General features: G+C 70.7%; 23 protein-coding genes, 1 pseudogene and 1 riboswitch. Of the genes and pseudogenes, 8 read left to right on the top strand and 16 right to left on the bottom strand.

Translation table 11 applies throughout. The annotated features are described in order from the left end of the window. Window positions 1–5 precede the first annotated feature (5 nt). From LX81_RS16015 to LX81_RS15995, 5 genes are read left to right on the top strand one after another with little or no spacing between them, the layout of a single operon-like run. The gene (locus LX81_RS16015) at window positions 6–1,082 is read left to right on the top strand and encodes an ABC transporter ATP-binding protein (RefSeq protein ID WP_111538328.1); all 1,077 of its coding nucleotides are present in this window, start codon (window positions 6–8) and stop codon (window positions 1,080–1,082) included. Then, window positions 1,079–2,050, top strand: a complete 972-nt coding sequence (locus tag LX81_RS16010) for an ABC transporter permease (RefSeq protein WP_111538327.1) — start codon at window positions 1,079–1,081, stop codon at window positions 2,048–2,050. Before LX81_RS16015 ends, LX81_RS16010 begins: the two co-directional genes overlap by 4 nt. Then, window positions 2,047–2,856: an ABC transporter permease gene (locus LX81_RS16005; RefSeq protein WP_111538326.1), complete on the top strand. Its 810-nt coding sequence runs from the start codon at window positions 2,047–2,049 to the stop codon at window positions 2,854–2,856. Before LX81_RS16010 ends, LX81_RS16005 begins: the two co-directional genes overlap by 4 nt. A 22-nt stretch (window positions 2,857–2,878) precedes the next feature. Next, on the top strand, window positions 2,879–3,499 hold the full coding sequence (locus LX81_RS16000) for a cysteine hydrolase family protein (RefSeq protein WP_111538325.1): 621 nt from the start codon (window positions 2,879–2,881) through the stop codon (window positions 3,497–3,499). After that, window positions 3,496–4,254 carry a hypothetical protein gene (locus LX81_RS15995; protein ID WP_111538324.1) on the top strand — a complete coding sequence of 253 codons (759 nt, stop codon included), beginning with the start codon at window positions 3,496–3,498 and terminating at the stop codon, window positions 4,252–4,254. The genes LX81_RS16000 and LX81_RS15995 overlap by 4 nt, the downstream gene beginning before the upstream one ends. On the opposite strand, the gene LX81_RS15990 is transcribed toward LX81_RS15995, so the two are convergent. The 8 genes from LX81_RS15990 to LX81_RS15955 all read right to left on the bottom strand — a co-directional run bounded on the left by LX81_RS15990 (window position 4,230) and on the right by LX81_RS15955 (window position 11,607). Then, window positions 4,230–5,012 (bottom strand): MBL fold metallo-hydrolase, encoded by a 783-nt coding sequence (locus LX81_RS15990; RefSeq protein ID WP_211322793.1) that lies wholly within the window; start codon window positions 5,010–5,012, stop codon window positions 4,230–4,232. The two genes, LX81_RS15995 and LX81_RS15990, sit on opposite strands and share 25 nt — an antisense overlap. Beyond that, window positions 5,009–5,464 carry a hypothetical protein gene (locus tag LX81_RS15985; RefSeq protein ID WP_111538323.1) on the bottom strand — a complete coding sequence of 152 codons (456 nt, stop codon included), beginning with the start codon at window positions 5,462–5,464 and terminating at the stop codon, window positions 5,009–5,011. The genes LX81_RS15990 and LX81_RS15985 overlap by 4 nt, the downstream gene beginning before the upstream one ends. After that, complete coding sequence (locus LX81_RS15980) at window positions 5,454–6,698, bottom strand: agmatinase family protein (RefSeq protein WP_111538322.1); 1,245 nt, start codon at window positions 6,696–6,698, stop codon at window positions 5,454–5,456. The genes LX81_RS15985 and LX81_RS15980 overlap by 11 nt, the downstream gene beginning before the upstream one ends. After that, window positions 6,679–7,485, bottom strand: coding sequence for an ABC transporter ATP-binding protein (locus tag LX81_RS15975; protein ID WP_234822647.1), 807 nt, complete (start codon window positions 7,483–7,485; stop codon window positions 6,679–6,681). The genes LX81_RS15980 and LX81_RS15975 overlap by 20 nt, the downstream gene beginning before the upstream one ends. Continuing rightward, window positions 7,440–8,252 carry an ABC transporter permease gene (locus LX81_RS15970; RefSeq protein ID WP_111538321.1) on the bottom strand — a complete coding sequence of 271 codons (813 nt, stop codon included), beginning with the start codon at window positions 8,250–8,252 and terminating at the stop codon, window positions 7,440–7,442. The genes LX81_RS15975 and LX81_RS15970 overlap by 46 nt, the downstream gene beginning before the upstream one ends. Window positions 8,253–8,258: 6 nt before the next feature. Then, window positions 8,259–9,314, bottom strand: a complete 1,056-nt coding sequence (locus LX81_RS15965) for a putative urea ABC transporter substrate-binding protein (protein ID WP_111538320.1) — start codon at window positions 9,312–9,314, stop codon at window positions 8,259–8,261. A gap of 86 nt (window positions 9,315–9,400) precedes the next feature. Beyond that, window positions 9,401–9,521, bottom strand: a riboswitch (guanidine-I (ykkC/yxkD leader). Between the two features lie 342 nt (window positions 9,522–9,863). Further along, on the bottom strand, window positions 9,864–10,055 hold the full coding sequence (locus tag LX81_RS15960) for a hypothetical protein (RefSeq protein ID WP_111538319.1): 192 nt from the start codon (window positions 10,053–10,055) through the stop codon (window positions 9,864–9,866). 184 nt (window positions 10,056–10,239) lie between these two features. After that, window positions 10,240–11,607 carry an oligosaccharide flippase family protein gene (locus LX81_RS15955; RefSeq protein ID WP_170133978.1) on the bottom strand — a complete coding sequence of 456 codons (1,368 nt, stop codon included), beginning with the start codon at window positions 11,605–11,607 and terminating at the stop codon, window positions 10,240–10,242. 216 nt (window positions 11,608–11,823) lie between these two features. On the opposite strand from LX81_RS15955, the gene LX81_RS15950 reads away from it, so the two are divergent. Then, window positions 11,824–13,302, top strand: coding sequence for an O-antigen ligase family protein (locus tag LX81_RS15950; RefSeq protein WP_111538317.1), 1,479 nt, complete (start codon window positions 11,824–11,826; stop codon window positions 13,300–13,302). 19 nt (window positions 13,303–13,321) lie between these two features. On the opposite strand, the gene LX81_RS15945 is transcribed toward LX81_RS15950, so the two are convergent. From LX81_RS15945 to LX81_RS15935, 3 genes are read right to left on the bottom strand one after another with little or no spacing between them, the layout of a single operon-like run. Beyond that, on the bottom strand, window positions 13,322–14,362 hold the full coding sequence (locus tag LX81_RS15945) for a glycosyltransferase (RefSeq protein ID WP_111538316.1): 1,041 nt from the start codon (window positions 14,360–14,362) through the stop codon (window positions 13,322–13,324). Next, window positions 14,359–15,219: a sulfotransferase family protein gene (locus LX81_RS15940; RefSeq protein ID WP_111538315.1), complete on the bottom strand. Its 861-nt coding sequence runs from the start codon at window positions 15,217–15,219 to the stop codon at window positions 14,359–14,361. Before LX81_RS15940 ends, LX81_RS15945 begins: the two co-directional genes overlap by 4 nt. Further along, complete coding sequence (locus LX81_RS15935) at window positions 15,216–16,208, bottom strand: glycosyltransferase family 2 protein (RefSeq protein ID WP_234822646.1); 993 nt, start codon at window positions 16,206–16,208, stop codon at window positions 15,216–15,218. Before LX81_RS15935 ends, LX81_RS15940 begins: the two co-directional genes overlap by 4 nt. A 312-nt stretch (window positions 16,209–16,520) precedes the next feature. Here LX81_RS15935 and LX81_RS15930 point away from each other — a divergent pair, with 312 nt between their 5' ends. Continuing rightward, complete coding sequence (locus LX81_RS15930) at window positions 16,521–17,516, top strand: glycosyltransferase family 2 protein (RefSeq protein WP_111538314.1); 996 nt, start codon at window positions 16,521–16,523, stop codon at window positions 17,514–17,516. Window positions 17,517–17,520: 4 nt separating this feature from the next. On the opposite strand, the gene LX81_RS15925 is transcribed toward LX81_RS15930, so the two are convergent. The 4 genes from LX81_RS15925 to LX81_RS15910 are packed head-to-tail and all read right to left on the bottom strand — an operon-like array spanning window position 17,521 to window position 22,257. Continuing rightward, entirely contained in the window at window positions 17,521–18,834 is a 1,314-nt protein-coding gene (locus LX81_RS15925; protein WP_111538313.1) for a glycosyltransferase family 4 protein, read from the bottom strand. Next, window positions 18,831–20,096 (bottom strand): glycosyltransferase family 4 protein, encoded by a 1,266-nt coding sequence (locus LX81_RS15920; protein WP_111538312.1) that lies wholly within the window; start codon window positions 20,094–20,096, stop codon window positions 18,831–18,833. Before LX81_RS15920 ends, LX81_RS15925 begins: the two co-directional genes overlap by 4 nt. Then, window positions 20,093–21,088, bottom strand: coding sequence for an NAD-dependent epimerase/dehydratase family protein (locus tag LX81_RS15915; protein WP_111538369.1), 996 nt, complete (start codon window positions 21,086–21,088; stop codon window positions 20,093–20,095). The genes LX81_RS15920 and LX81_RS15915 overlap by 4 nt, the downstream gene beginning before the upstream one ends. Then, on the bottom strand, window positions 21,085–22,257 hold the full coding sequence (locus tag LX81_RS15910; protein WP_111538311.1) for a Gfo/Idh/MocA family protein: 1,173 nt from the start codon (window positions 22,255–22,257) through the stop codon (window positions 21,085–21,087). The genes LX81_RS15915 and LX81_RS15910 overlap by 4 nt, the downstream gene beginning before the upstream one ends. 105 nt (window positions 22,258–22,362) lie before the next feature. On the opposite strand from LX81_RS15910, the gene LX81_RS15905 reads away from it, so the two are divergent. Continuing rightward, window positions 22,363–23,133, top strand: a complete 771-nt coding sequence (locus tag LX81_RS15905; RefSeq protein ID WP_234822645.1) for a WecB/TagA/CpsF family glycosyltransferase — start codon at window positions 22,363–22,365, stop codon at window positions 23,131–23,133. Window positions 23,134–23,143: 10 nt separating this feature from the next. Here the strand turns inward: LX81_RS15905 and LX81_RS22545 are convergent. After that, window positions 23,144–23,514 (bottom strand): annotated as a pseudogene (locus tag LX81_RS22545) (hypothetical protein); the annotation flags it as partial.

The following is a 23,514-nucleotide window of genomic DNA, read 5'->3' as shown; positions in this document are numbered from 1 at the left end:
GCGGCATGGCCGGGCTCGCGCTCGAGGGGGTGGGACGCGATTACGGTGCCACGCGCGCCGTGGGCCGGGTCGATCTCGCCTTCCGCGAGGGCGAGCTTACCGCGCTCCTCGGCCCCTCGGGCTGCGGCAAGACCACGCTCCTGCGGATCATCGCCGGGCTCGAACCGCCCTCGCGCGGCCGCATCCTCCTCGGGGGGCGCGACATCACCGCCATGCCCGCGCATCTGCGCCGCTTCGGCATGGTGTTCCAGAGCTTCGCGCTCTTCCCGCACCTGAACGTGCGCGACAACGTCGCCTATTCTCTGGCGATCTCGGGCACGGGCCGGGCGGCGCGGCACGCCCGCGCGGACGAGCTTCTCGACCTCGTGCGGCTCGGCCATCTGGGCGATCGGTCGATCTCGGCGCTCTCGGGCGGGCAGAAGCAGCGCGTGGCGATCGCCCGCGCGCTCGCTCAGGATCCGGAGGTGTTCCTGCTCGACGAGCCGATGTCGGCGCTCGACGCGAAGCTCCGCGAGGAGATGCAGGTGGAGCTGCGGCTTTTGCAGCAGCGGCTCGGCATCACCACGATCGTCGTCACCCACGACCAGCGCGAGGCGATGAGCATGGCCGACCGGATCGTCGTCATGTCGGAGGGTCGCGCCGAGCAGGTGGGCGCGCCGCAGGAGATCTACGACCGGCCCGACAACGCCTTCGTCGCGGGCTTCATCGGCCGCAACAACTTCTTCGACGCGGTGGCCGTTCCGGGCGGGCTCGAGGCGGACGGATACCGGCTCGCGCTCGAACCGGGGCCCGCCTTCCGTCCGGGCTCCCCGGTCCGCGCCGCCTGCCGGCCGGAGCGGATCCGTCTCGGGCAGGACCTGCCCGAGGGCAACCGCCTGCCCGCCCGCGTGGTCTTCGTGCGCGCCATCGGATCGGAGCGCGACGTCCACGTGGAGACGCCCCTGGGCCCCTTCGTCGTGGCCCAGGGATCGGGGCTCCAGGGCGGGGACGGGATCGCGGCGGGCCGCGAGGTGGCGCTCCACCTGCCGCCCGGCGCGCTGCAGGTCTATCCCGCCCAATCCCGGCCCCGGGAGGTGGCATGAGCGACGAGAGCCTCCCTGCGCCCCGGGCCGGCGCCCCGGGCCCGGGCGCGCGGATCGGCGGCGGGACGCTCCTGCAAGTGGGCCTCGCGGTTCTCCTCGCCTTCCTCTGCCTCGCGCCTTTCGCGCTGATCGTCGCGATCTCCTTCGGCGAGAAGGTGCAGGGCGCCGCCTGGATCTGGTCGGTCGATCCCGGCAATTACGCCCGTGTCTTCGTCGGCGCGCTCTGGCCCGAGGAATTCTCCGGCCTCTATCTCCAGCGGCTCTGGTACTCCGTCCTCTACGCCACGCTGGGCGCGGTGCTCGCGGTGGCGACGGCCTTTCCCTTCACCTGGTTCCTGACCCGCACGGGGCGCCGCGCGCAGACGATCTGGCTCGTCTTCCTGCTCTCGAGCGTCTCGGTCTCCGAGGTCTTCGTGGTCATGGGCTGGGACATCCTGCTGTCGAACCGCTCGGGCCTGCCCATGGTGGCGCGCGAGACGGGCCTCACGGACTGGCTGAAGGCGGTGGGCTGGTTCGACACGCTGAGGGGCTGGGGGCTGGCCAATCCGCGCGACCTGAAGTTCAAGACCTCCGCCACGGCCACGGTGCTTACCATGACCTATCTCGTCTGGCCCTATGCGGTGATCCTGCTCTATCCGCCGCTCTCGCGGCTCGATCCGGCCCTGACCGAGGCCGCGCGCACGATGGGGGCGCGGCCCGCCACCGTGATCCGGACGGTGGTGCTGCCCGTGCTGCGGCTGCCGCTTCTCGGGGCGGTGATGTTCCTCTTCGTCTATCTCCTCGGCGTCTACGTCACCGTCTCGGTCTTCGCCGCGCCCTCGCAGCAGACGCTCGCGGTCTCGATCTACGACGCGGTGCGCGGCGCCACGCTCGACGCCCCCTTCGGCGCGGCGCAATCGGTGGTGCTCCTCGCCGTGGCCGCGCTCTGCCTCTGGTTCGGGCAACGGCTCGGGGGACGGGGCGCGTGAGGCGCCGGCTCCATCCCGCGGCCGCGCTCTTCATGGGGCTCTGCGCCCTCGTCCTCGCGCTGCCGATCCTCGTCGTCATGGCCGCGGCGCTCAATGGCGGGCGGACCATGCTCTTCCCGCCCGAGGACCCGACGCTTGCGCGGTTCGCCGAATTCTTCGCCGGCGATCCGGTCTGGCGCGACGCGCTCTGGAACTCGGGCCTGATCGCGGTTTCGAGCGCGGTGCTCGCCACTGCACTCGCCTGGCCCATCGCCTATCTCGTCTGGCAGGGCGGGAGCGGGCTTTCGAAGGCGCTGGCGGCCGCGGGCGCCATGCCCTTCGCGCTGCCGCCCATCGTCTTCGGCGTGGGGCTGGGGTTCCTCTGGGCCTTCACGGCCGGGCTCGGCACGCTCTGGGCGGGGATCCTCAGCCATGCCGCGCTGTTTCTCGCGCTGCCGCTCGTCACCATCTCCGTGGGCCTGCAATCGATCGACCGCGCCCATCTCGACGCGGCCGCGACGATGGGGGCGACGGAGAGCGTCATGCTTCGGACCATCGTCTGGCCGCAGACGATCCCCTACACGGTCTCGGGCCTCTTCTTCGTCATGGTGTTGAGCTTCAACGAGTTCATCGTGATGTTCTTCGTCTCCGCCTCCGCCTTCACGACCGTGACGCTGCAGATCTTCAACTCGCTCCGGAACGGCTTCACGCCGACGATGGCGGTGGCCGCGATCCTCTTCGTCTCGGTCTCCATCACGGCCTTCGCGCTCGTCGCGCGCTGGGGCGACCTGCCGCGGTTGATGGGCGCGGAGCCCGAACACGACTGATCCCCCCGGAAAGGATAGAGAAATGCCCGTGAACCCTCCCATCGTCGGCCGTGCCGTCCTCATCGTCATCGACATCCAGAAGGGCGCCTTCCTCGGTGCGGAGGAGAACGGCATCCCGATGATGCCCGCCTATGTCGAGAACATGCATCGCGCGCGGCGGGTGATCGACGCGGCCCGCGCGGCCGGGCTGCCCCTCGTCTTCCTCCAGGAGCACCACCGCCGCGACATGGTCGATTACGGCCGCGAGCTCGACGGGGCGGAGGGCGTGCATTGCCGTGCGGGCGATCCCGGCACGCCCATCGCCGTGGAAGAGACGGGCTACCGCGAGGGGGAGGATTACTTCGTTCGCAAGCGCCGCTATTCGGGCTTCTTCGGCACCGATCTGGAGATCCTCCTGAAGGGGCTCAGGGCCGAGACGCTGATCCTCGTGGGCGGCATGACCGATGTCTGCGTGCACTACACCTTCGCCGACGCCCACCAGCACGATTACCATTGCCGCGTGATCACCGATTCCGTGGGTGGCACCTCCGACGCGGCGCATGCGGCCTCGCTCGCGGCGATGGAATACCTCCAGACCGGGGCTTGCCGGTCGACCGACGAGATCGTGGCGATCCTCGAGGAGCGCGAAGAGCGCGCCGCGTGAACCTCCGGGCGCGGCTCGACGGGCTCTGGGACCGCGAGCGGATCGTCGCGGGCGGGTGTCTCGACACGTCCACGCGGGTTCTGTGGATGCAGGCGCCGGGGGGCTTCGTCGATCTCCGTCTGCCCCCGGGCCGGCCCGACATCGCGGGATGCGAGGCGCTCTGCGACCTCGGGCGGGACGATCTGGCCCATCTGCTCTCGGCCGAGGGCTTCGCGGGCGAGATCGCGGTCGCGGGCGACGTCTGCACCTGGCACCGCGCGATCAACTGGCAGGGTTTTCCCGTCGGTCCCGACGAGGGCCGGATCGCGTTCGACGCAGAGGGGCGGTTGATCGAGACCGGGATCCACGCCGATTACGTGGAGGATTGGCGCGGCCTCCCCGGCCCCGTGCCCTTCCACGGGGTCTGGGCCTCGGGCGATTGGCGGCTGCATCTCGCCTGGGCGGGGACGCTCTTCCTCCTCGGGATCGGACGGGCGGATCAGCCGCGCGCCTCCGTGCTCCGCGCCGCGCTCGTCGCGGGTGGGCGGACGGACGAGGTCGCGCTCGCCGCGCAGTTCCGCGCGCTCTACGCGATGGGAAACTTCGGCGCGGAAGGCGGCCGGGTGGAGCAGGCCACCGATCCGTTCCTCGAGGGCCGGGTCCTTCTCGAGGGGGACCCGGCGTCGGGCGCGCCCCTCGTCACCCGCCGCTGCACCTTCCTCGGTCACGAGCTGGTGGAGGAATGGACGCCTCAGCCCTCCCAGAGCGCGAGGTAGCCGTCGCAGATCTCCGAAAGCCTTTCGGGGCCGAACGGGTCGTCGTGCCCGCCATGGACCACCCGGACCGGGAGCGCGCGGAGCCGTCGCAGCGTCGCGGCATAGACTGCGCGGTCGGCCTCGGGCGCGACGAGCGGCCCGTCATAGACCGCGTCCGCCCCGAAGAGCGTGCCCGTCTCCGCATGCCAGAGCCCGACCTGGCCCGGTGCGTGGCCGGGCAGGTGGAGGATCTCCGCACGCCAGTCGCCGAGGTTGATCGTGTCGCCCTCCACGACCTCGCCTGTCAGCGGCGCGGGGCGGAGCGTCCAGGCGTCCGGATCGTAGCGCGGCGCGGGCACCGCGGCCACGAGGAGACCCTCGAGCGGCGGATAGCCCGCCTGGACGAGCATCGTCCGCAGGTTTTCGGGAATATCCCCGGCCTGGAGGCTCTGCGTGGGCGGCCGGGCCAGCGCCTCCCGCTCCATCGGGTGGGCGAGATGCGCGTCGAACTCGTGCGCGGCGCCCACGTGGTCGACATGGGCATGCGTCGTCAGGAGCGTGAGCGGCTTTCCCGGGTCGCGGCGCGCGGCGTCGACCACCGGCCGGAGGGGCGCCACGCCCATGCCGCTGTCGATCAGCAGATCCGCGTCCCGCCCCTCCACGAGATGCATGTTCGCGGAGAAGACCGGATGGACGTGCGGCTCGGTGATCCGGGTGACCCGGTCGTCGAGGCGCGCCACCCCGTACCAGGGATCGGCTGTGGGGAGGGACGGGCTCACCGCTCGATCTCGCGCTTGCGCCCCTGGAGGAAGTCGCGGATGTCGAGGAGCGACTTCTCGTCCATCGAGACGTAGACGAGCGCCATGTTCGTCCGTTCCCGCACCATCGGGCCCGGAAACGGCAGGTAGCTCAGCTCCCGCGAGCCGAAGGAGGGTGCGGCGGTGCCGACCTGCCACTCGGTCCTGAGCTCGACATCCACGAGCTTCAGCGCCTTCGCGCCGCCCTTGCCCGGCCGCTCGAAGGGCACGCCCGCGAGCTTGAGATAGGCGGTCTTGTCGGCGGCATGGAGGAAGCCGTCGACGAATTGCGCCGCCAGCACCTGCAGGTCCGCCGCCTCGTCGGCCGCGTGGAGATGGGAATGCAGGTGGTCGGGCTCGGCGTGGTTGTGGCCCGGACCATGCGGGGCATGGTCGTGGTGATGATGCCCGTGGGGGCCGTGATCATGTGGCATTCGACCACCTCTTTCCCTCGAACTCGCCGTGGGGCAGCGTCACCGGCTTGTCGATATGGCGCTTGTGCGCGCCGAGCTTGCCCGAGGAGACGAGCGAGCCCAGCACGTCGACGATGACCCGCGTGCCCATGAGCGCGGTGATCTCCGACTGGTCGTAGGGCGGCGCCACCTCGACGAGCTCCATCCCGCAGATGCCCTCGGCCGCCACGCCCGCGGCGAGCGCCAGCGCCTCGCGCGGCAAAAAGCCGCCCGGCTCGGGCCAGCCGGTGCCGGGCACGAAGCCGCAATCGATGCTGTCGATGTCGAAGGACATGTAGACCATGTCGACCCCGTCCCAGGCGATCTCGAGCGCCATCTCGATGGTCTTGTCGATGCCCATCTTCTCCATGTCGGACATGGTGATGATGTTGGTCTCGCGCTCGCGGGCGACCTTGACCGCGTCGCGCGGCACCTGCCAGCCGCCGATGCCGATCTGCACGAGGTTCTTCGCGGGCACGTTCGGCATGTTGGTGGCGTGGAACCAGGGCGTCGTGTGCATCCGCTCGTCGAGATCCTTCTCCTGGATATCGGCGTGGCGGTCGAAATGCACGATCCCGATCTTCTTCGAGGTGCAGTCCGCGATCCCCTTCACGCACGGATAGCCGATCGAATGGTCGCCGCCGATCATCACGGGCAGCGAGCCCGAGGACGCGACGTGGCTGACGGCGCGCGAGATCTGGTCGAAGCTCTTCTCGATATTGGCGGGGATGGTGAAGACGTCGCCCGCGTCGCAGAGCGTCATCTGCTCGCGCAGGTCGATCGCCATCTCGTAATTGTAGGGCGTGTAGAGGGCGGAGATCTTCCTCACCCCCTGCGGCCCGAACCGCGTGCCCGCGCGGTAGGTGGTACCGCCGTCGAAGGGGATCCCCAGGACCGTCGCGTCGTAATGACCGACCTCGAGCACGTCCTCGGCGTAAGGCGCCTTCAGGAAGGTGTTGATGCCCGCGTAATGCGGCAGCTCCCCCCGCGCGAAGGTGGGGATCGACTTGTCCTCGATCGACTCCGCGCCGTGGAGGCCCATGCGCAGCGCCCATCGCCGCTCCTCGTCCCAGCGCTTGCCGCCGATCGAGGCCTCGTCCTGCATCGCGCGCCAGCCGCCGAGCTTCGTGAGGTCGGGGTGGTGGGCCCGGCGCTCGGGGATGCGGGCATCGGCCGGGTGGTGCGAGCGGCTCCGCTCACGCATGGATCGCGGCATGGTCGTCCTCCTTGATCTGGTAGGGGATGCCGCCGTGGCGGGCATCGAAATCGTAGGTGATGGTGGCCCCGAAGGCCTCGGGTTCGTGCGGATCCCAGCGCGGCTTGTCGAAGACGAGCACCCGGTCGCCGAGCTTGAAGCCTTCGGCGAGGTCGTGGGTGACCATGAAGATCGTCATCCCCGTCTCCGCCCGAAGCTCGGAGACGAAATCGTGCATGGAAAGGCGCGTGCCGGGATCGAGCGCGCCGAAGGGCTCGTCGAGAAGCAGGATCCGCGGCCGCGCGGTCAGCGCCTGGCCGATGGCGAGGCGCTGCTGCATGCCGCCCGAGAGCGTCGCGGGATAGGCGTCCGCCACGTGGGCGAGACCGATCCGCTCGAGCAGGGCATCGGCGCGGTCGCGGGCCGCCTGCCGCCCTGCGCGCGAGAGCCAGCCCCGGCGGGTGGCGAAGCTCTCGGCGGCCACGACGTTCGCGCGTACGGTGAGATGCGGGAAGACCGAATAGCGCTGGAACACCACGCCGCGCTCGCGCCCGGGTTCGCGGGCCACGGGGCCGTCCTCGATCCGGATCGTGCCGCGCGAGGGCATCTCTTCCGCGAGGAGAAGCCGCAGGAAGGTGGACTTGCCGCAGCCCGAGGCGCCGACGATGGAGACGAATTCGCCCTTTGCTACATCGAGGTCGATCCGCTCGAGGATCGGCCGGCCGCCATAGCTCTGCCAGAGGCCGCGGACGCGCACGAAGCTCACAACGACGCCCCCATCCACGGGAAGGCGCGGCGCGACACCCATCGCAGCGTCCAGTCGATCGCGAAGGCGAGCACCGTGATCCAGATCACGTAGGTCAGGATGATGTCCATCGCGAGATAGCGGCGCACGAGGAAGATGCGGTAGCCGAGCCCCACGTCGGAGGCCACGGCCTCGGCCGCGATCAGGAACAGCCAGGCCGCGCCGAGCGACAGCCGCACGCCGCCGATCAGGTGCGGCAGGGTCTGCGGCAGCGCCACGCGGAGCGCGATGACGAGGGACGAGGCGCCGAGCGTCTGGGCCTTCACCATCTGCTCGCGCGGGATCGCGAGCACCCTCTGGCTCAGGTCGCGGGTGAGGAAGGGGGCGATGCCGATGGTGATGAGCACGATCTTCGACACTTCCCCGAGCCCGAAGACGATGAAGAGCACCGGCAGGAGCGCCAGGGGCGGCACCATGGAGATCACCGCCACGAAACCCGCGAAGGTCCGGCGCAGGTAGGGCAGGAGCCCGATCGCCATCCCGAGGACGAGCGAGATCGCTGCCGCGAGGCCCACACCGATGGCGAGCCGCCTCAGGCTCGCCCAGGTGTCCTGCCAGACGAGGAGCTCGCCTGAACGCGGATCGGGGACGGTGAAGAGCCGCACCGCCGTCTCCCAGATCGTGCCGGGCGCGGGCAGGAGCTTGTCCTGCGGGTTCGCGGCGAGCCGGATCTCGGATCCCACGACATAGGCCAAGGCCAGCGCCGCGAAGGGCAGCGCGGCCAGCACGATCGCGGCACGGCGCGAGGGGTGACGGTTGACGAGGCGCATCGCCCGTCAGAGCGCGCCGTCGGCGGCCATCTGCATGTAGGTCGGATCGAAGCGGAACTGCACGTTGCCGGCGTCCCCGGTGGTCGTGCCGCCCGGATATTCGATGCCGATGAAGTCCGCGGACGGCGCGCCGACGCCGAGGATGCCCTTGTCGAAGAGGAACTGCGCCACGTTCTCCATCGTCTGCGGCAGGTCCGGGCTCTCGGCGAGCGCCACCGCCTCCGCGGGGTCGTAGAACATCCGCGTTGCCGCGAGCTGCGCCTCGTAGCCCGCGAGATCGGTGCCCGAGGCCTCGGCCATCGCGGTAAGCGCGTCCGCGTCGCCCGCCGCCATCAGCGCCATCGCCTCGTACCAGGCGCCGGCGAGCGCGCGGCCGAAATCCGGGTTGGCCGCGAGCGTGTCGGTGTTGACCACCATGAGATCGAGGATCTCGCCCGGGATCGCGGCGCTGTCGAAGACCGATGTCGCCTGCGGATCCTCGAGGATGGTGGAGACGAGCGGGTTCCAAGTCACCACCGCCTCCACTTCGGGGGTCTGGAAGGCCGCGACCATGTCGGCGTCCGAGGTGTTGATCACGCCCGCGAGGTCCCGCTCGGCGAGCCCCACGCTGTCGAGCGCGCGGGCGAGGAGGTAGTGGGAGACCGACAGCTCCACGAGGTTCACGGGCTTGCCCGCGAGACCTTCCAGCGTCGCGTCGCCCTTCACGATCACCGCGTCGTTACCGTCGGAATAGTCTCCCACGATGAGCGCGGTGGTGTCGATGCCGCTGCCCGCCGGGATCGAGAGCGTGTCCATGTTGGTGGCCGCGACCCCGTCGAAGCCGCCCGCGGTGTACTGGTTGATCGATTCGACGTAGTCGTTGATCTGCACGATCTCGACGTCGATGCCGTATTTCTCGCCCCATTTGTCCATGAGGCCGCTCTCCTCGATATAGCCCCAGGGCATCCAGCCCACGTAGATCGACCAGGCGACGCGGAACTCGGTCTTCTCCTGCGCCATGGCGGGGGCGGCGAGGGCGGTGGCCAGCGCGAGCGCTGTGGCGGCGAGGCTTCGGGTCGGCATGGCGTCTCTCCGTCGTGGTTCCGCCTTGCGGGGCGCGCGGCCCGCGGGCGGAACGGTCGGGGGGCGCGGGTCGAGGGGGTGCAGTGCTCTCCCGGGATTTTGGCCCGCCGTGTGCCGTCCGGGGAATTTGCCCCGCCGGTGACGCTTCTCGGACCAGGCCTCCCGCGCGGCATCGGCGGCGGGAGCGGAACCCTAAGCTTCCTGCGCTTCCTGTGTGGGAAGATCTCGGCCAGACGGGAAAGCGCTGCGGTGCCGCCGCGCTGGTTATTCGCCATGAAATCCGGGACTGCCCAATAATTGAGCGAAAGGCGGGTTTCGTGCCGCCCGGGCGGGCGGCTGGAAAAGCGGCGAGATCGGCACCGCCGTGCCCGTGGCCGGCGAGCGTACCGAGGCCGCCTGGATGCGGCTGGCCGCATCCCCCCGATCTCTTCACGATCCAGGGCCGCGTGGCCTGTCCGATCTGCCGATCGAGCCGAGCGATCGCCCGGCTCGACCGCAAGATGGCTCCGGTTCGGTGTCGAAGGCGCCCGGCGGGTCTCGCGTGGCCTTTCAGAAGAAGGCGGCGCGGATCGCCGCGAAGAGGGTCGCCCCCCCGATCGGCGCGACGAACAGCAAAAGAAGGTTGACGCCTATGACGAGCAGGAAGGTCCGTTCCTGTCGCTTCGTCAGCACCGTCCTGCGCGGCCGCTCCGGCTCGGGCCGTTCGTCCGGTATGCGGAAAGTCTCGAAGCCGTCGAACATCTCGGTCTGCCCGCCTGAGGTAAGCCGCGACCCTTCGGAAACGCCGCGATGAGGTCCATCGGGAAAGGTTTTCGGCAGATGATGGGGCAGCGGCGCATGCCGGGCAAGCCCGAAGGCCGCGGCGACCGAGGCCGTCCCGATAGGCGAACTTATGTAACGAGCGCGCGCGACGAGCCCCCCGCGCCTATTGCGTGAAGAGGCGCGCGATGCCGTCCCAGTGGAGCCAGATGGCCGTCGCGGAGATCGCGAAGCCCGCCGCGAAGAGCGCCGCGTCGCCTACCGCGTCCCAATTGCCGTGTCGGCGCATGTAATGGACCGTGATCGGATAGGTCAGGAGCGGTGCCGCGCCGATCGCGATGGCCGCGCCGGGAATGCCGAAGGCCTGCACGCCCAGGAGCAGGATGGTGATCTGGCAGATTGCGGTGGCGACGTTGACCACCAGGAGCGCCAGGCTGTTGCCCTGCGCGAGGGCCGCGTTCATCAGCCCGATCAGCACGATGGGCGGCACGTAGCAGGCCGCGAGCAGCACCGCGATCGGACCGGCGAGGATGTAGCGGTCGTCGTAGAGCAGCGAGACGATCCAGGGTCCGAGGAACGTCATCGTGGCGACGAGGCCGAGCGCGCTTGCCACCACGAGCCGGCGGCTACGGAAGATGCGGGCCCGGTTCTCGGCGCTCTCGGAGGGATGACGCATCCGGTAGAGCGGGAAGACCACCATGCCCGCGACCTTCTGCGCGAGCATCCAGGGCAGCGTCGCGAGCGTGTAGCCGATCGCGTAGATGCCGAGCAGGTCGGTCGGGATATGGGCGCCGAGCACCGCCCGGTCGCTCTGGTTGAGCACGTAGGTCGCGATCGTGCTGAAGAACAGGTACTTGCCGAAATTCACCATCTCCGACACGCTCTGGCGCTCCAGCCGGAAGTGGTTGCGCATGCCGGGCATGTAGCGCGTGTAGAGCGCCAGCGACACGGTGGGCGAGATCAGGAGCCCAAAGACCAGCGCCCAGACCGAGCCCGTGAGCCAGGCGAGGAGCGAGAGCGCGACGAGGTTCACGACCTGCGCCACGATCGTCAGGAAGGCCACGCGGCCGAGCATCAGATGGCGCTGCGCGGTCAGGAGCTTGGTCGGGAAGACGCCCTTGATCACCAGGCTGAAGCCCGCCACCGGCAGGGCGTAGGCGAGGATTGGCTCGTCGTAGAAATGGGCGGCCGGGACGGCGAAGAGGCAGACCGTCAGCCAAAGCAGGACGCCGCGGATCGCCTGCAGCGTCCAGGCGGTGTTGAGGAAATCCGGATCGTCGCCGCGCGGGTTCTGCATCACCGAGGCCTGCAGGCCGATATTGGAGAACAGCGTCAGGCCCAGCAGGATCACCTGGATCAGCGCCATGACCCCGAAGGCTTCCGGAAACAGAAGCCGCGTCAGGACGAGATTGGACACGAGCCGCAGGCCGTTCTCGCTGAACGCGGAAAGCAGCGCCGCGCCCGTTCCGCGCAGCGCCCGCGCCGACAATCCGTTGCCCGAAAGCCGCCGCCTGAGGGGATCCATCATAGCCATGACCGCTCCGGGGGCGCGCGACCGCCCTTTCGCGAAGGAAAACTGCATCGAGAAAACCCGTATCCTGGTACCGGGAAGCGCTTTACACTGCCGTTCTTCTTTTCCCGTAAACGGAGTTCGGGTAGAAGACGCGTACCGGCTCCGCAAGCCCCTCTACAGGCAGGCGGGAAACCGCGTCAATCACACTGGGTCGATCATACTGGGACGAAACGGTTCGTGACGAGTATCGCACTGATTGCCTGGCCCGTCGTGGCCCTTCTGCTCTTCGCGCGGCTGCCCCTGCGCGAGGCGCTGGTCTGGTCGATCCTGCTCGCCTATCTCTTCCTGCCCGAGACCGTCTCCTTCAACTTTCCCGGCATCCCCGCCTTCGACAAGTGGTCGATTCCCGCCTGTACGCTGATCCTGGCGGTGCTCATCTACGACAAGACCCCGCCGGGACGGGGTGCGGCGTCCGCGGCGGGGCAGGCTTCCCGCGGCCAGGGTGTCACCCTGCTCTTCCGGGTGCTGATGGGATGCCTGCTGCTCTCGCCGGTCCTGACCGTGCTCGCCAATTCCGATCCCGTCGGGGTGGGCGGCGGACGGGTCCTGTCGGGCCTCAGGCCCTGGGATATCGGCAACGTGATCGCCGAGAACCTGGCACTGCTCGTTCCCTATTTCATGGCCCGCCGGTATCTCGCCACGCCCGAGGCGCACCGGATCCTGCTCCGCGCGCTCCTCGCGGCCGGGCTCGCCTATTCCCTCCTGGTGCTCGTCGAGGTGCGGCTGAGCCCGCAGCTCAACCGCTGGGTCTACGGATTCTACCAGCATTCCTTTGCGCAGCATGTCCGTGGCGGCAGCTACCGCCCGATGGTGTTCCTGCAGCACGGGCTCTGGGTGGGCTTCTTCCTGCTCTCCGTCGTGCTCGCGAGCGGCGGGCTCTACCGCCACCTGCGTGCGAAGCGCGATCCGAAGGCCCTGCGCATCCTTCTTTCGGGCCTGTGGATGATGGGCGTGCTGATGATCAGCCGCAATCTCGGCGCCACCGGGCTCGCGTTCCTCTTCGCCCCGGTCATCCTCTTTCTGGGCGGGCGGTGGCAGATCCGTCTCGCGGCACTCGTCGCGCTCCTCTTCGTGCTCTACCCCGCGGTCCGGCAATCCGGGCTCGTGCCGACGGAGCGGATCACCGCCATCACGCGGGCGATCTCCGAGGACCGGGCGCAATCGTTCCAGTTCCGGCTCAACAACGAGGACCAGCTGCTCGAGCGGGCGCTCGAACGCCCGGTCACGGGCTGGGGCAAGTGGGGCCGCAACCGGGTCTACAACGAGGACGGCATCGACGTCTCGGTCACCGACGGCATCTGGGTCATCGTCCTCGGAACCTCGGGCTGGTTCGGCTACATCGCCTTCTTCGGGCTTCTCGCACTGCCGGTGATCCTGCTGCCGGGCCGTCTCAAGGGCCAACCCGTCCCCTTCGAGACGGCGGCGCTCGCGATCGTCATGGCCGCGAACTTCCTCTACATGGTGCCGAATTCCACGCTGACCCCGCTGGGCTGGATGATGGCAGGCGCGCTCGCGGGCTTTGTGCAGTTCGAGCGGGCCCGGCAGGAGGATCCCGAGACCGAGGCGGCGGCGCCACCCGACGGCCGGCGCCGGTTGCGCCACACCCGGTTCGGCGACGGCGCGCGACCGCCGCTCACCGCGCGGCGCGGCACCTGATCCGCCTGCCTTCGCGGGCTCACTTGTACTCGATGAGGCCCAGGCGGCGGCCGCGCAGGCGGGCGAGGCGGTAATCGACGACGCCGCGCGCTTCCGCGAATTTGCCCAGGGTCAGGAGCCCCGCGCGCTCCCAGGCTGCGCGCCCGCCGCCCGCGCGGAGCGCCAGCCGGGCGATCTGCGCGGGATAGACGAGGGCGAGGAGGAGCCCCCAGGGTCCGGCGAGAAGCACGGCCACGAGGATCGCCAGGGGCAGCGCCAGCCCCCAGAGGAGCGCGCGCCGCGTTCCCGCGACGCCGTGACGCTCGGGCGGGGCCCCGTGCATCGCCGCGCCCTCGGCATAGGCGTGCCCGCCACGCCGCGCGCGGCGCCAGAACTGCGCGAACCGCGTCATGTCCGCGTCGTGGAGCGTCATCTCCGCGTCGAGGCGCCAGATCTCCCAGCCTTCCGCACGCAGCCGCACGCAAAGCTCGGGCTCCTCGCCCGCGATGAGGGTCGGATCGAAGCCGCCCACCGCATCGAAGGCCGCCATCCGCATGAGCGCGTCGCCGCCGCAGGACCGCGTCCGGCCGATGGGCGTGTCCCATTCCACGTCGCAGAGCCGGTTGTAGGCGGAGGCTTCGGGATGGCGCTCACGGCGGCGCCCGCAGGCCACGGCGGCCTCCGGACGATCCTCGAGGAAGGACGCGGCCGTGGCGATCCAGTTCGGATCGACCTCGCAATCGCCGTCGACGAATTGCACGAGATCGGGCGCGCCCGCCTCCCGCAGACGCACGACCCCGGCATTGCGGCCGCGCGCGGCGGTGAAGGGCGCCCCCGCGTCGAGTTCGACCACCTCCGCGCCCAGGGCCCGTGCGGTTTCGACCGATCCGTCGGTGGAGCCCGAATCGACGTAGACGATGCGGTCGGGCGGCCGCGTCGCGCCGGCGAGCGATCTCAGGCAGGTCTCGAGTCGCGCCCCCTCGTTGCGGCCGATCACGACCGCGGCGATGTCACCCGCGGGACCGGGCGCGACAGGGTCGCCCGCCGTACCGGGCGCAATAGGGTCGTCCGCCGCGCTCATTGTGCCACGAAGGGATAGGCCGCATCGAGATCGGGCCTTTCGGGAAAAAGCGCGTGGAGCGTCTTGCGGTCCTCCGCGAAGACCGCTTCGAGCGCGCGGCGGCGTTCGGGGGCGAGGACCGGCTTCTCGGCCATCCGGCGGGAGGCCTTCACCCGGTCGCGCAGCGATTGCGGCACCAGCGCCCGGCGCAGCCACGTGGCCGGCGCGCTGTGGAGAAGCACCCGGTCGAACCGGCCGCGGCGCAACCGCTCGGCGGAGGCGTTGACCCGTTCGAGATCATGGACCCACGCGAGCCCCTCGCGGCCGAGGAAGCGCCCCACGCGCGACAAGAGCGCCTGCGGGTCCGCCTGCATCGCCTCGAGCGTGTCGACATGGATGCGCTCCGCCCCGAACCGCTCCACGAAGGGCGCGATCTGGGCGCCGTAGCGGCCGTATTCGACGAGTTCGGGATGGTCCGCGAAGGCGGTCTCGAGATCGCCCGTCACCACCCCCTGGCTCCATTCGTGGACGTAGTGGGAGACGGTGCGGGCCACGGGATCGCGGATGAGGTAGATCAGCCGCGCGTCCGGCAGAGCCTCGACCAGCCGCGGCAGGGCATGGGGATGGATGGGCCGCTTGGTGTAATGCGTGCTCGCCTCGCCCTTCAGGTCGCCCGGGGCGGCGGCGGCGAAAAGCGCCTGGTACCAGGGCATTCCTTTCGCGAAAACGGACTCGTCGGAGAAGAAGTTGGGCTCCTTCGGCTCGGTCATGAAGACGCCCGGCTGCGCGCCCAGCTGCGCGGCGAGCGTGCTGGTGCCGCATTTCATCGCGCCGACGATCACGAAGTCGGGCAGTGGCTCGGCGCGTCCCGCGCTCATCCCTTCTGCCACGGCCCGAGCGGATCGCGCGCGCCGGTCCAGATGTCGACGATCTCGGCCTCCGTGCCGGGATTGCCGGGCCGCCCGAGAAGGCCGCGCGTCCAGGTGATCGTCCGCCCGAGATGCCAGGCGAGGTTGGCCGCCCAGAGCCCGGTCTTCCCGTGCGCCTGGTAAAGGAGCCGCGTGCGCGAGGCGTAATAGTAGCGGGGAAGCTTCTTGCGCGCGCTCGCGAGCGATTTCACCGGCGCGGAGCCGCCGCGCAGGTGCACGGCCCGGGCCTCGGGGACATGGGCGATGGCCCAGCCCGCGCGGCGCGCGCGCAGGCAATATTCGGTATCCTCGAAATAGAGGAAATAGCCCTCGTCCATGAGGCCGATCTCGTCCACCATCGCGCCGCGGAGGAGGATGCAGGCGAAGCTCGCCCAGCCGATCTCGCCCGGGGCGGGCGGCATCTCGAGCGGCACGGCCCAGCGGCCGAGGAGCTTCGTGACGGGTCCCGTGGCCGCGCCGCGGATGAGTTCGCTCGCGGGCGAGGGCACGCGGAAGCAGCTGATCTGCTGCGTGCCGTCCTCATCCTCGAGGCGCGGCGCGAAGAGGCCGGTCCGGGGGGCGTTCTGCGCGGCCGCGAGGATCGTCGCGCAGAAACCCGGACGAAGCAGCGCGTCGGAGTTCAGCACGAGATAGAACGGCGCCGGGAGCGCCCCGATCCCCTGGTTGTGACCGCCCGAGAAGCCCGTATTCGTGGCCGAGCGGACGAGCGTGACGGGCGTGCCCTCGGGCTCGGCCGCGATCCACTCCGCGATCACCGCGTCCGATCCGTCGCCCGAGGCGTTGTCGACCACGACCACATGGCCGCGGATCCCGCTTTGCGCGAAATCCTCGAGCACCGAACGCAGGCAGGCGAGCGTCATCTCCGCGGTGCGGTAGTTGATGACGGAGACCACGAGGTCGAGTTCCTGCGGCGTGGCGGGATCGGACGGCATCGCCATCGGCGCGGTCAGAGTCCGGCCCGGCCGGACGAGCGGCCCGGGGCGCGGAAAAAGGAGGGGAGGGTCATGGGAGGGGTCCTCGCGGAAATCCGTCTGTTTACTAGCCGTGCCGCCGGGATTTGCAACCGCGCCGCCGCGTCCGGGCCCCGCCTGCACCGATTCCGGTTATGCGGGATTTTAGGGATCGGCCCGCGCCGGCACCATCCGTTTCGCCATGCAGGGTTAACGATGCCTTCCGCGATTCATGGACGCGAAACCGATCCTGGTCTATGGCGGCGGCCAACCCGACCCGCCGCCAGGGAACACCCGCACATGACCTCCGCCACCAACCTGCCGCCCCGCGGCCGCCGCTACGCCCTCGTCACGCCCTGCCGCAACGAGGCCGAGTACATGCGCCGCACCCTCGATTCCGTCGCGGGCCAAACCGAGCGGCCGGCCCATTGGGTGATCGTCGACGACGGCTCCACCGACGCCACGCCCGCGATCCTCGCCGATTACGCCGCCCGCCACGACTGGATCGAGGTGGTCCAGAAGCCCGATCGCGGCCATCGCGCGGTGGGCCCCGGCGTCATCGAGGCGTTCTATGCGGGGCTCGACCATGTCGATCTCGCGGCCGTCGACTACATCTGCAAGCTCGATCTCGATCTCGACCTGCCCGACGGCTACTTCGCCGGGCTCATGGACCGGATGGAGGACGATCCCCGGATCGGCACCTCATCGGGCAAGCCCTATTTCCGCCAGGGCGCGCGGCCCGAGCAACGCACGCAAGGCGGTCTCATCGACGTCTCCGGCATGATCTCGGAGAAATGCGGCGACGAGATGTCGGTGGGCATGACCAAGTTCTACCGCGTGGCCTGCTTCCAGGAGATCGGCGGCTTCGTGCGCGAGGTCATGTGGGACGCGATCGATTGCCACAAGGCGCGCCAGATGGGCTGGATCGCCTGCTCCTGGGACGCGCCGGAGCTTCGCTTCGAGCATCTGCGCCCGATGGGCTCGTCGCAGTCGGGCGTGCTGACGGGGCGGATGCGGCACGGCTTCGGGCAGTACTACATGGGCTCCGATTTCGCCTTCTTCACCGCCTCGTGCCTCTTCCGCATGGGGCATCCTCCTTTCGTCATCGGCGGGCTGGCGAGCTGGTGGGGCTACGTGCGGGCCTGGATCCGCGGCGCGGAGCAGCACGAGGACGCGGAGCTCCTGGCCTTCGTGCGCGCCTATCAGCGCCGCGCGCTCCGTGTCGGCAAGGCGCGCGCCACAGCGGAGATCGTGGAGGGCCGCACCGCGCTCTGGCAGTCGCGCACCGCGGGCTGAGGCGTCAGTCGAGAAGCGCGGGGGCGGGGGCAGTACCGCCCGCCAGCACCCATTCGTAGACGCGGGCCACCTGACGGGCCTTGCGCTCCCAAGTGAAGACCGCGTCCACGCGGGCCCGCGCCGCTGTGCCCTTCACCGCGAGATCGGTTGGATCGGCCGCCAGCCGCGCCAGTTCGGCCGCGAAATCGGCCACGATCCGCGCCCGCGGGCCGATCGGCACCGTGTAGCCCCAGTCGGGCCGCACCAGCTCTCCCGGACCGGCGTAATCCACGATCAGCGGCGGGATGCCGAGCGCCATCGCCTCGAGCACCACGCCCCCGCCGAATTCGCGGATCGAGGGGAAGGTCAAGAGGTCGCAGCCCGCCATCACCCCCTGCACGTCGCGATGGTCGAGCCAGCCGTGGAAGGTCACCGCGCGCCCCACCCCGTCGCGCGCGGCCCGGGCCCTGAGACCCTCGAGCATCGGTCCGTCGCCGATCATCTCGAGCGTCAGGAGCCCGTCCCTCAGGAGCGGCAGCGCCGCCTCGAGGAGCATGTCGGGTCCCTTGTAGGGCACCATGCGGCCGACGAAGACCCCCCGGAGCGGCCCGCCGGAGGTTCCGGGCGCAGCACGGGCGTTGAACCGCGCGGGGTCGATCGCGTTCTCGGGCAGGTAGATCGTGCGGGCGCGATGGGCCGCGGGGATCTCGCTCATCGTGTGGCGCGACCCCACCAGGATCGCGGCGGCGGCCTTCATCGTGGCCCCTTGCCCCGGCAGCACCTTGTAGGCGCCGCGCAGATAGGAGAGCCATTCCCGCTCCCGCCGGCGCTCCGCGTCGAAGCCTGCCGGCCAGGGCACGCCGCCATTGAGCGGCCCCAGCACGAAGGGCACGCCGGCGGCCGCGCATTTCGGCGCGACGGCGCTCGCCTTCGTGGGGGTGAGCGGGGTCACGCGGTGCACGATGTCCCATTCGCGCGCGCGGATCCGGTCGCCGAAGCGGCGCCAGACCAGCCGTTCGAACCAGGCATAGGAGAGCGCGCTGATCGCCTGCCGCGCGGTCCAGCCCCGCCCCTGGCCCACCACCGCATTCGCGAACCGGTGGAGGGGGGCGGCCACCGCCTCGCTGTCGATGGCGGTGAAGTCCTCCCCCTCGGTCCAGCCCGCGGCGAGGAAGGCGGCGCGGTTGCGCACCTGCGTGACGACATGGATGTCGGCCACCGCGCGCAGGGCCGCGGCGAGCTGGTAGCCCACGAGCGGCACGCTCACCATCTCGGGATTGGCGGCCTCGGCGATGACGAGGACGCGCGGGCGGGACGTCGTGCCGGGGGCGGAGCTCATGCGGGCACCTCCGCTTCGGGCCGGAGCCCGTCGGGCAGGCGGCCTTCGAGGCTGCCCGCGATCAGCCGCGCGAGCCAGGCGGCCTCCGCCTTCGCGTCGTACTCGGCCGCCACGCGGGCGCGGCCCGCCTCCCCCATACGGGCGCGGAGATCCGCATCGGAAAGGAGCGTGTCCAGGCGCACCTTCAGCGTCTCCGGGTCGCCCGGCGGCACCACGAAGCCCGCCTCCCCGTCGGCGACGAGTTCGGGGACGCCCGCCACGCGGGGGGCCACCACCGGCAGCCGCGCGGCCATCGCCTCCATCAGCACCACGGGCACGCCTTCGGCGAAGGACGGGAGCGCGAAGATGTCGGCGCGTGCGAGATGCTCGGCCACCTCCGCTTGGCCGAGATAGCCGGTGAAGGTGACGGCCTCCGCGATCCCGAGATCGCGCGCCCGCGCCTCGAGCCCCGCGCGGTCGGGCCCGTCGCCCACGAGCGTCAGGCGCAGGTCGGGGTGATCCGGCGCGAGGGCCGCCACCGCGTCGAGAAGCAGCGCCACGCCCTTGATCGCGGCGAGCCGGCCCACGAAGAGGATGGTCTTGCCCGGCCCCGACCGCTCCGCGCCGTCGTAGAGCGCCGGGTCGACCCCGCAATGGACGATCCGCATCCGCTCCCAATGGCTCTGGTCCGCGAAGATCATGCCCTGGGCACGAGCGTAATGGCTGATGCAGGCGACGAAGGCCGCGCGCGCCACCTTCGCGTCGATGCGCCAGGTCTGCGGCTCGAAGAATTCCATCGGGCCATGCATCGTGTAGCTGAAGGGCACGCCCGACATCTCCGATGCGAGCATCGCGACCGAACACGACGAGTTGCCGAAATGGTTGTGCAGATGCACCACCCCCTTTTCCTTCAATCGCGCGGCAAGCACGCCCGCCTCGAGGAAGTAGAAGATCTGCCAGAGAGAGCCTTTGAGCCCCGCGGGCCGGGTGCGCCAGGCGAGGCGCGCGGCGGCGAGCCAGCGGCGCCCGAGACACGAGAGATGCGATCTGAGGAGCGTCGCGGGCCGCTTGGCCGCGGGCTGCACCCGGAAGGTCGCCGCATGCTCCGCGCGCTGTTCGGGGCCCACATGGTGGGAGGCGTCGGTCGCCCGCACCGAATGGGTCAGCACCTCGATCCCGAGGGCGCGAAGCGCCGCGACCTCGCGCTGGATGAACGTGTCGGTGGCGCGGGGATATTCGCCCGTCAGATAAGCGATGGGCCCGGAGATGGCGGAACCGCTCATTGCCGCGCCGCGTGGATCAGCCCCGCGAAGGGGGCCATGGGGCGGGGGCCGAGCCGGTCCTCCGCGCGCGCCGTGGAATAGCGCAGCGGCTTGAACCGCGCGGCGAGGACCGCCTCGCCCAGGCCCGTGGGCAGGCGCGCCTCGAGCCCCGGCACGAGGCTTCCCGCGAGATCGAGCATTCCCGCGGCCTTCATCAGCGGCCGGCGCGGGATCTTCACGACCCGTCCCCGTCCGATCGCCGCGAGCCACTGGCCCTGCGTCGGCGGGTCGGGATCGACGAGGTTGACGATCCGCACGTGGCCCGCCCCCTCGAGCACGGGCAGATCCTCGGGCCAGCCCCGCTCCTCCGCCGTGGCCGCCGCGACGAGGTCCGCTGCGGCGTGATTTACGTGGATCGCGGGGACGGGCGCGTCGCCGCCCGGAGAGACCACCCGGCCCCCCTTCTCCCAGCCCAGTCGCGCCGTCCAGAGATGACCGGGGCCGTAGAGCGTGCCCACGCGGAGGATCCAGAGATCGAGCCCGGCTGTCTGCGCCGCCGCCACGGCGATCTTCTCCTGCGCGATCTTGGCCCGCGCATAGGCGTCGCGCACCGCCCCGTCGGGCTCCGTGGGCGAGGTCTCGTCGAGCGTCGCCCAATCGGGCAGCCCCGCCGCCGCGTAGACGGAGAACGACGAGACGAGGACGAGCCGCGCGCCCGGGGGCATCGCGGCCACCACGGCTTCGGTCGCCGCGCGCGTGTCGCGCGCATGGGCCGCGTCGTCGCCGCGCCCCGCGGCGGCGTGGATCACCGCGTCCGCCCCCGCGAAGCTTTCCTTCAGGTCGGAGCCGGCGGCGAGATCGGCGCGGTGTGCCGCGATGCCCGCATCCTCGGCCCAGGCCGGGGGCCCCTCCCCGCGCGAGAGCGCCGTGACGGCATGGCCAGCCTCCCGCGCGGCCGCGACGAGCGCCTGGCCGAGAAAGCCCCCGGCCCCGGTGACGACGATCCGGCTCATGCCGCCCAAGGCCGCGGTTCGATCGGCGCGAAGCGGGTCACCGGCGTGTAGGGCATGGATTCGAGACCGCCGTCGAACCCCGCGTCGCGGCCCGACGGATGGGTGCCGAAATGGCACGCGAGCGTCACCTCGGTGATGTGGGCGGCGAAATCGGCGCCCGTCGCGGGTGCCCGGCCCTCGCGGATCGCGGCGCCCATGTCGGCGATGGCGCGGCAGAAATCGCGCGTCTGCGAGCCGCGATAGGCGGCGATCGTCTCCCGTCCCCCGAGGCGGGTCAGCTTGCGCCCCCAGGGCTCGAGGAAGCGGCGGCGGCGCAGGGTGCGGTAGCGGCGGCGGCGGATGTCGGACGTGTCGCTCCGGGGGTCCTCGACCGTGAGCGTGCCCGCGTCGCCGAAAAGCGTCAGCGCGTGGTCGTGGGCCGCGTAGATCCCGTTCGTCATCCGCGCCACCACGCCGTTCTCGAACCTGAGCGTCGCCACCGAGAGGTCGGGGACAGGCTCGAGCGCCAAGCCGTCGATCTTGTCGGGCATCAGCTCCTCGGCATGGGCGGTGAGCCGGATGACGGGACCGAACATCGCGCAGAGCCAGGTGAGCACGTAGCCCGCATGTTCCACCGTGCAGCCGGTGCGGTACTCGTCGATGGCGGGCCAGGCCATGCCCGCCTCGTTGACCCAGCGATGGACGGGTGCGCGCGGCACCATCCCGTCCTCCATCGCCGCGTGGACGAGGCGGATCCGGCCCACCTCCTCGGCACGCACCGCCTTCCAGAGGGTCTGGGCCACGGGGTTGAGGAGCGTGCAGGGCGCGGAGACGAGGTGGAGGCCCTTCTCGCGGGCGAGCGCCGCCAGATCGCGGGCATGGTCGAGCCGCATCGCGAGCGGCTTTTCGGTATAGACGTGGCGGCCCGCCTCGAGGAGCGCTTTCGTGGTCGCGTGATGCTCCGACGGGTTGGTGAGGTTGAGGACGATCTTCACCCGCGCGTCGGCGAGGAGCGCGTCGAGATCGGGATAGGCCCGCGCGCCGGTGAGCCGCGCCATCGTTTCCGCCCGCGACCGTTCCCGGTCGCAGACACCCGCGAGCTCGAGCTCCGGATGACCCGCGAGGGTCAGGCGGTACATGTTGGCCACATAGCCGCAGCCCAGGATCGCGATGGGGGTTCTCTCGGTCATGTCGCGGAGATCGGGCCTCGTTTGGGATCGGATCGCTCGTAGCGTGTTTTCTCGCGCCCTGTACAGTGGTAGCTGCATCGCGGAATTCCCGAGGAGCCTTCCGCCGTGACCGACCTCGTCTCCTTTTCCGGAACCTCGCCTGGCACCGTCCGCGTCACCCATGCCGACCGGGACCCTTTCCTCGACGAGATCGAGGCGCGGATGCGCGCGGGACAAGGCTTCACGATCGCCACGCTCAATCTCGACCACGTGGTGAAGATCGCGCACGATCCGGCCTTCCGCGCGGCCTATCTGGCCCAGAGCCACGTCGTGGCCGACGGCAACCCGATCGTGTGGCTCTCGCGGCTCGCGGGCCGCGAGGTGGAGCTGATCCCCGGATCGGAACTGATCCACCCGCTTTGCGAGCGCGCCGCGCGGACGAACACGAAGGTGGCGCTCCTGGGCTCCACGGAGGAGACGCTCGCGACCGCGGCCGACCGGCTCGCGGCCGCGCATCCGGGGCTCGAGGTGGTGGCCCGGATCGCGCCCGCGCAGGGCTTTGATCCGGACGGCGCGGCCGCCAAGGAGGCCCTGGAGGCGGTCGGCGCTTCCGGCGCGGGGCTCTGCCTCCTCGCGCTCGGCGCGCCGAAGCAGGAGCGCCTGGCCGCCCGCGCGGGCCCCCTCCTGCCCCGTTGCGGCTTCGTCTCGATCGGCGCGGGGCTCGATTTCATCGCCGGCACGCAGACGCGCGCGCCCGACTGGGTGCGGGCCATGGCCGCCGAATGGCTCTGGCGCGCGGCGGGCAATCCGCGCCGCCTCGCTGCGCGCTACCTCGCCTGCCTCGCGATCCTGCCGCGGCTCGGCCGCATCGCCTGGACCGAGCGGCGGCGCGGCTGAGCCTTCGCGCTCAGCCCTCGGACGGCAGGACGATGCGGCCCTCCGCGTCGGGCTCGAGCGTGTCGAGCGCCACCACGGGGCCGCCCGCGAAGGAGAGATCCTCCACGCTCACGAGGAAGTCGCTGCTCTCGGGTCCGTCGACGCGGATGCCGTTCCCCTCCACGCGGAGCTTATAGGCCTCTGCCCCATGCGGGAAATCGACCCGGTCGCGGCCCGGCCCGCCATGGAGGCCGTTGCGGCCTCCCACGGTCACGAAGCGGTCGTCGCCCGCCCCCCCGATCAGGTAATCCTCCTGCGGAGTGCCCTCCATCACCTCGTCCGCCGGTCCGCCGAGCCGGGTGACGCCCTGCAGGTATTGCGACCCGGCCTCCGCACCGTCCC

It is taken from the genome of Palleronia aestuarii, from assembly GCF_003253995.1.
GTDB classification, from domain to species: domain Bacteria; phylum Pseudomonadota; class Alphaproteobacteria; order Rhodobacterales; family Rhodobacteraceae; genus Palleronia; species Palleronia aestuarii.
Note: the sequence above shows the minus strand (reverse complement) of the source record. Positions and strands in the feature narration are given on the sequence as shown.

What these genes read in the sequence shown, in the direction of transcription:
- LX81_RS16015 (WP_111538328.1), top strand. Translation starts at nt 6, where the DNA reads ATGGCCGGGCTCGCGCTCGAGGGGGTGGGACGCGATTACGGTGCCACG.
- LX81_RS16010 (WP_111538327.1), top strand. Translation starts at nt 1,079, where the DNA reads ATGAGCGACGAGAGCCTCCCTGCGCCCCGGGCCGGCGCCCCGGGCCCG.
- LX81_RS16000 (WP_111538325.1), top strand. Translation starts at nt 2,879, where the DNA reads ATGCCCGTGAACCCTCCCATCGTCGGCCGTGCCGTCCTCATCGTCATC.
- LX81_RS15985 (WP_111538323.1), bottom strand. Translation starts at nt 5,464, where the DNA reads ATGCCACATGATCACGGCCCCCACGGGCATCATCACCACGACCATGCC.
- LX81_RS15980 (WP_111538322.1), bottom strand. Translation starts at nt 6,698, where the DNA reads ATGCCGCGATCCATGCGTGAGCGGAGCCGCTCGCACCACCCGGCCGAT.
- LX81_RS15975 (WP_234822647.1), bottom strand. Translation starts at nt 7,485, where the DNA reads ATGGGTGTCGCGCCGCGCCTTCCCGTGGATGGGGGCGTCGTTGTGAGC.
- LX81_RS15970 (WP_111538321.1), bottom strand. Translation starts at nt 8,252, where the DNA reads ATGCGCCTCGTCAACCGTCACCCCTCGCGCCGTGCCGCGATCGTGCTG.
- LX81_RS15965 (WP_111538320.1), bottom strand. Translation starts at nt 9,314, where the DNA reads ATGCCGACCCGAAGCCTCGCCGCCACAGCGCTCGCGCTGGCCACCGCC.
- LX81_RS15960 (WP_111538319.1), bottom strand. Translation starts at nt 10,055, where the DNA reads ATGTTCGACGGCTTCGAGACTTTCCGCATACCGGACGAACGGCCCGAG.
- LX81_RS15955 (WP_170133978.1), bottom strand. Translation starts at nt 11,607, where the DNA reads ATGGCTATGATGGATCCCCTCAGGCGGCGGCTTTCGGGCAACGGATTG.
- LX81_RS15945 (WP_111538316.1), bottom strand. Translation starts at nt 14,362, where the DNA reads ATGAGCGCGGCGGACGACCCTATTGCGCCCGGTACGGCGGGCGACCCT.
- LX81_RS15940 (WP_111538315.1), bottom strand. Translation starts at nt 15,219, where the DNA reads ATGAGCGCGGGACGCGCCGAGCCACTGCCCGACTTCGTGATCGTCGGC.
- LX81_RS15935 (WP_234822646.1), bottom strand. Translation starts at nt 16,208, where the DNA reads ATGGCGATGCCGTCCGATCCCGCCACGCCGCAGGAACTCGACCTCGTG.
- LX81_RS15930 (WP_111538314.1), top strand. Translation starts at nt 16,521, where the DNA reads ATGACCTCCGCCACCAACCTGCCGCCCCGCGGCCGCCGCTACGCCCTC.
- LX81_RS15925 (WP_111538313.1), bottom strand. Translation starts at nt 18,834, where the DNA reads ATGAGCTCCGCCCCCGGCACGACGTCCCGCCCGCGCGTCCTCGTCATC.
- LX81_RS15920 (WP_111538312.1), bottom strand. Translation starts at nt 20,096, where the DNA reads ATGAGCGGTTCCGCCATCTCCGGGCCCATCGCTTATCTGACGGGCGAA.
- LX81_RS15915 (WP_111538369.1), bottom strand. Translation starts at nt 21,088, where the DNA reads ATGAGCCGGATCGTCGTCACCGGGGCCGGGGGCTTTCTCGGCCAGGCG.
- LX81_RS15910 (WP_111538311.1), bottom strand. Translation starts at nt 22,257, where the DNA reads ATGACCGAGAGAACCCCCATCGCGATCCTGGGCTGCGGCTATGTGGCC.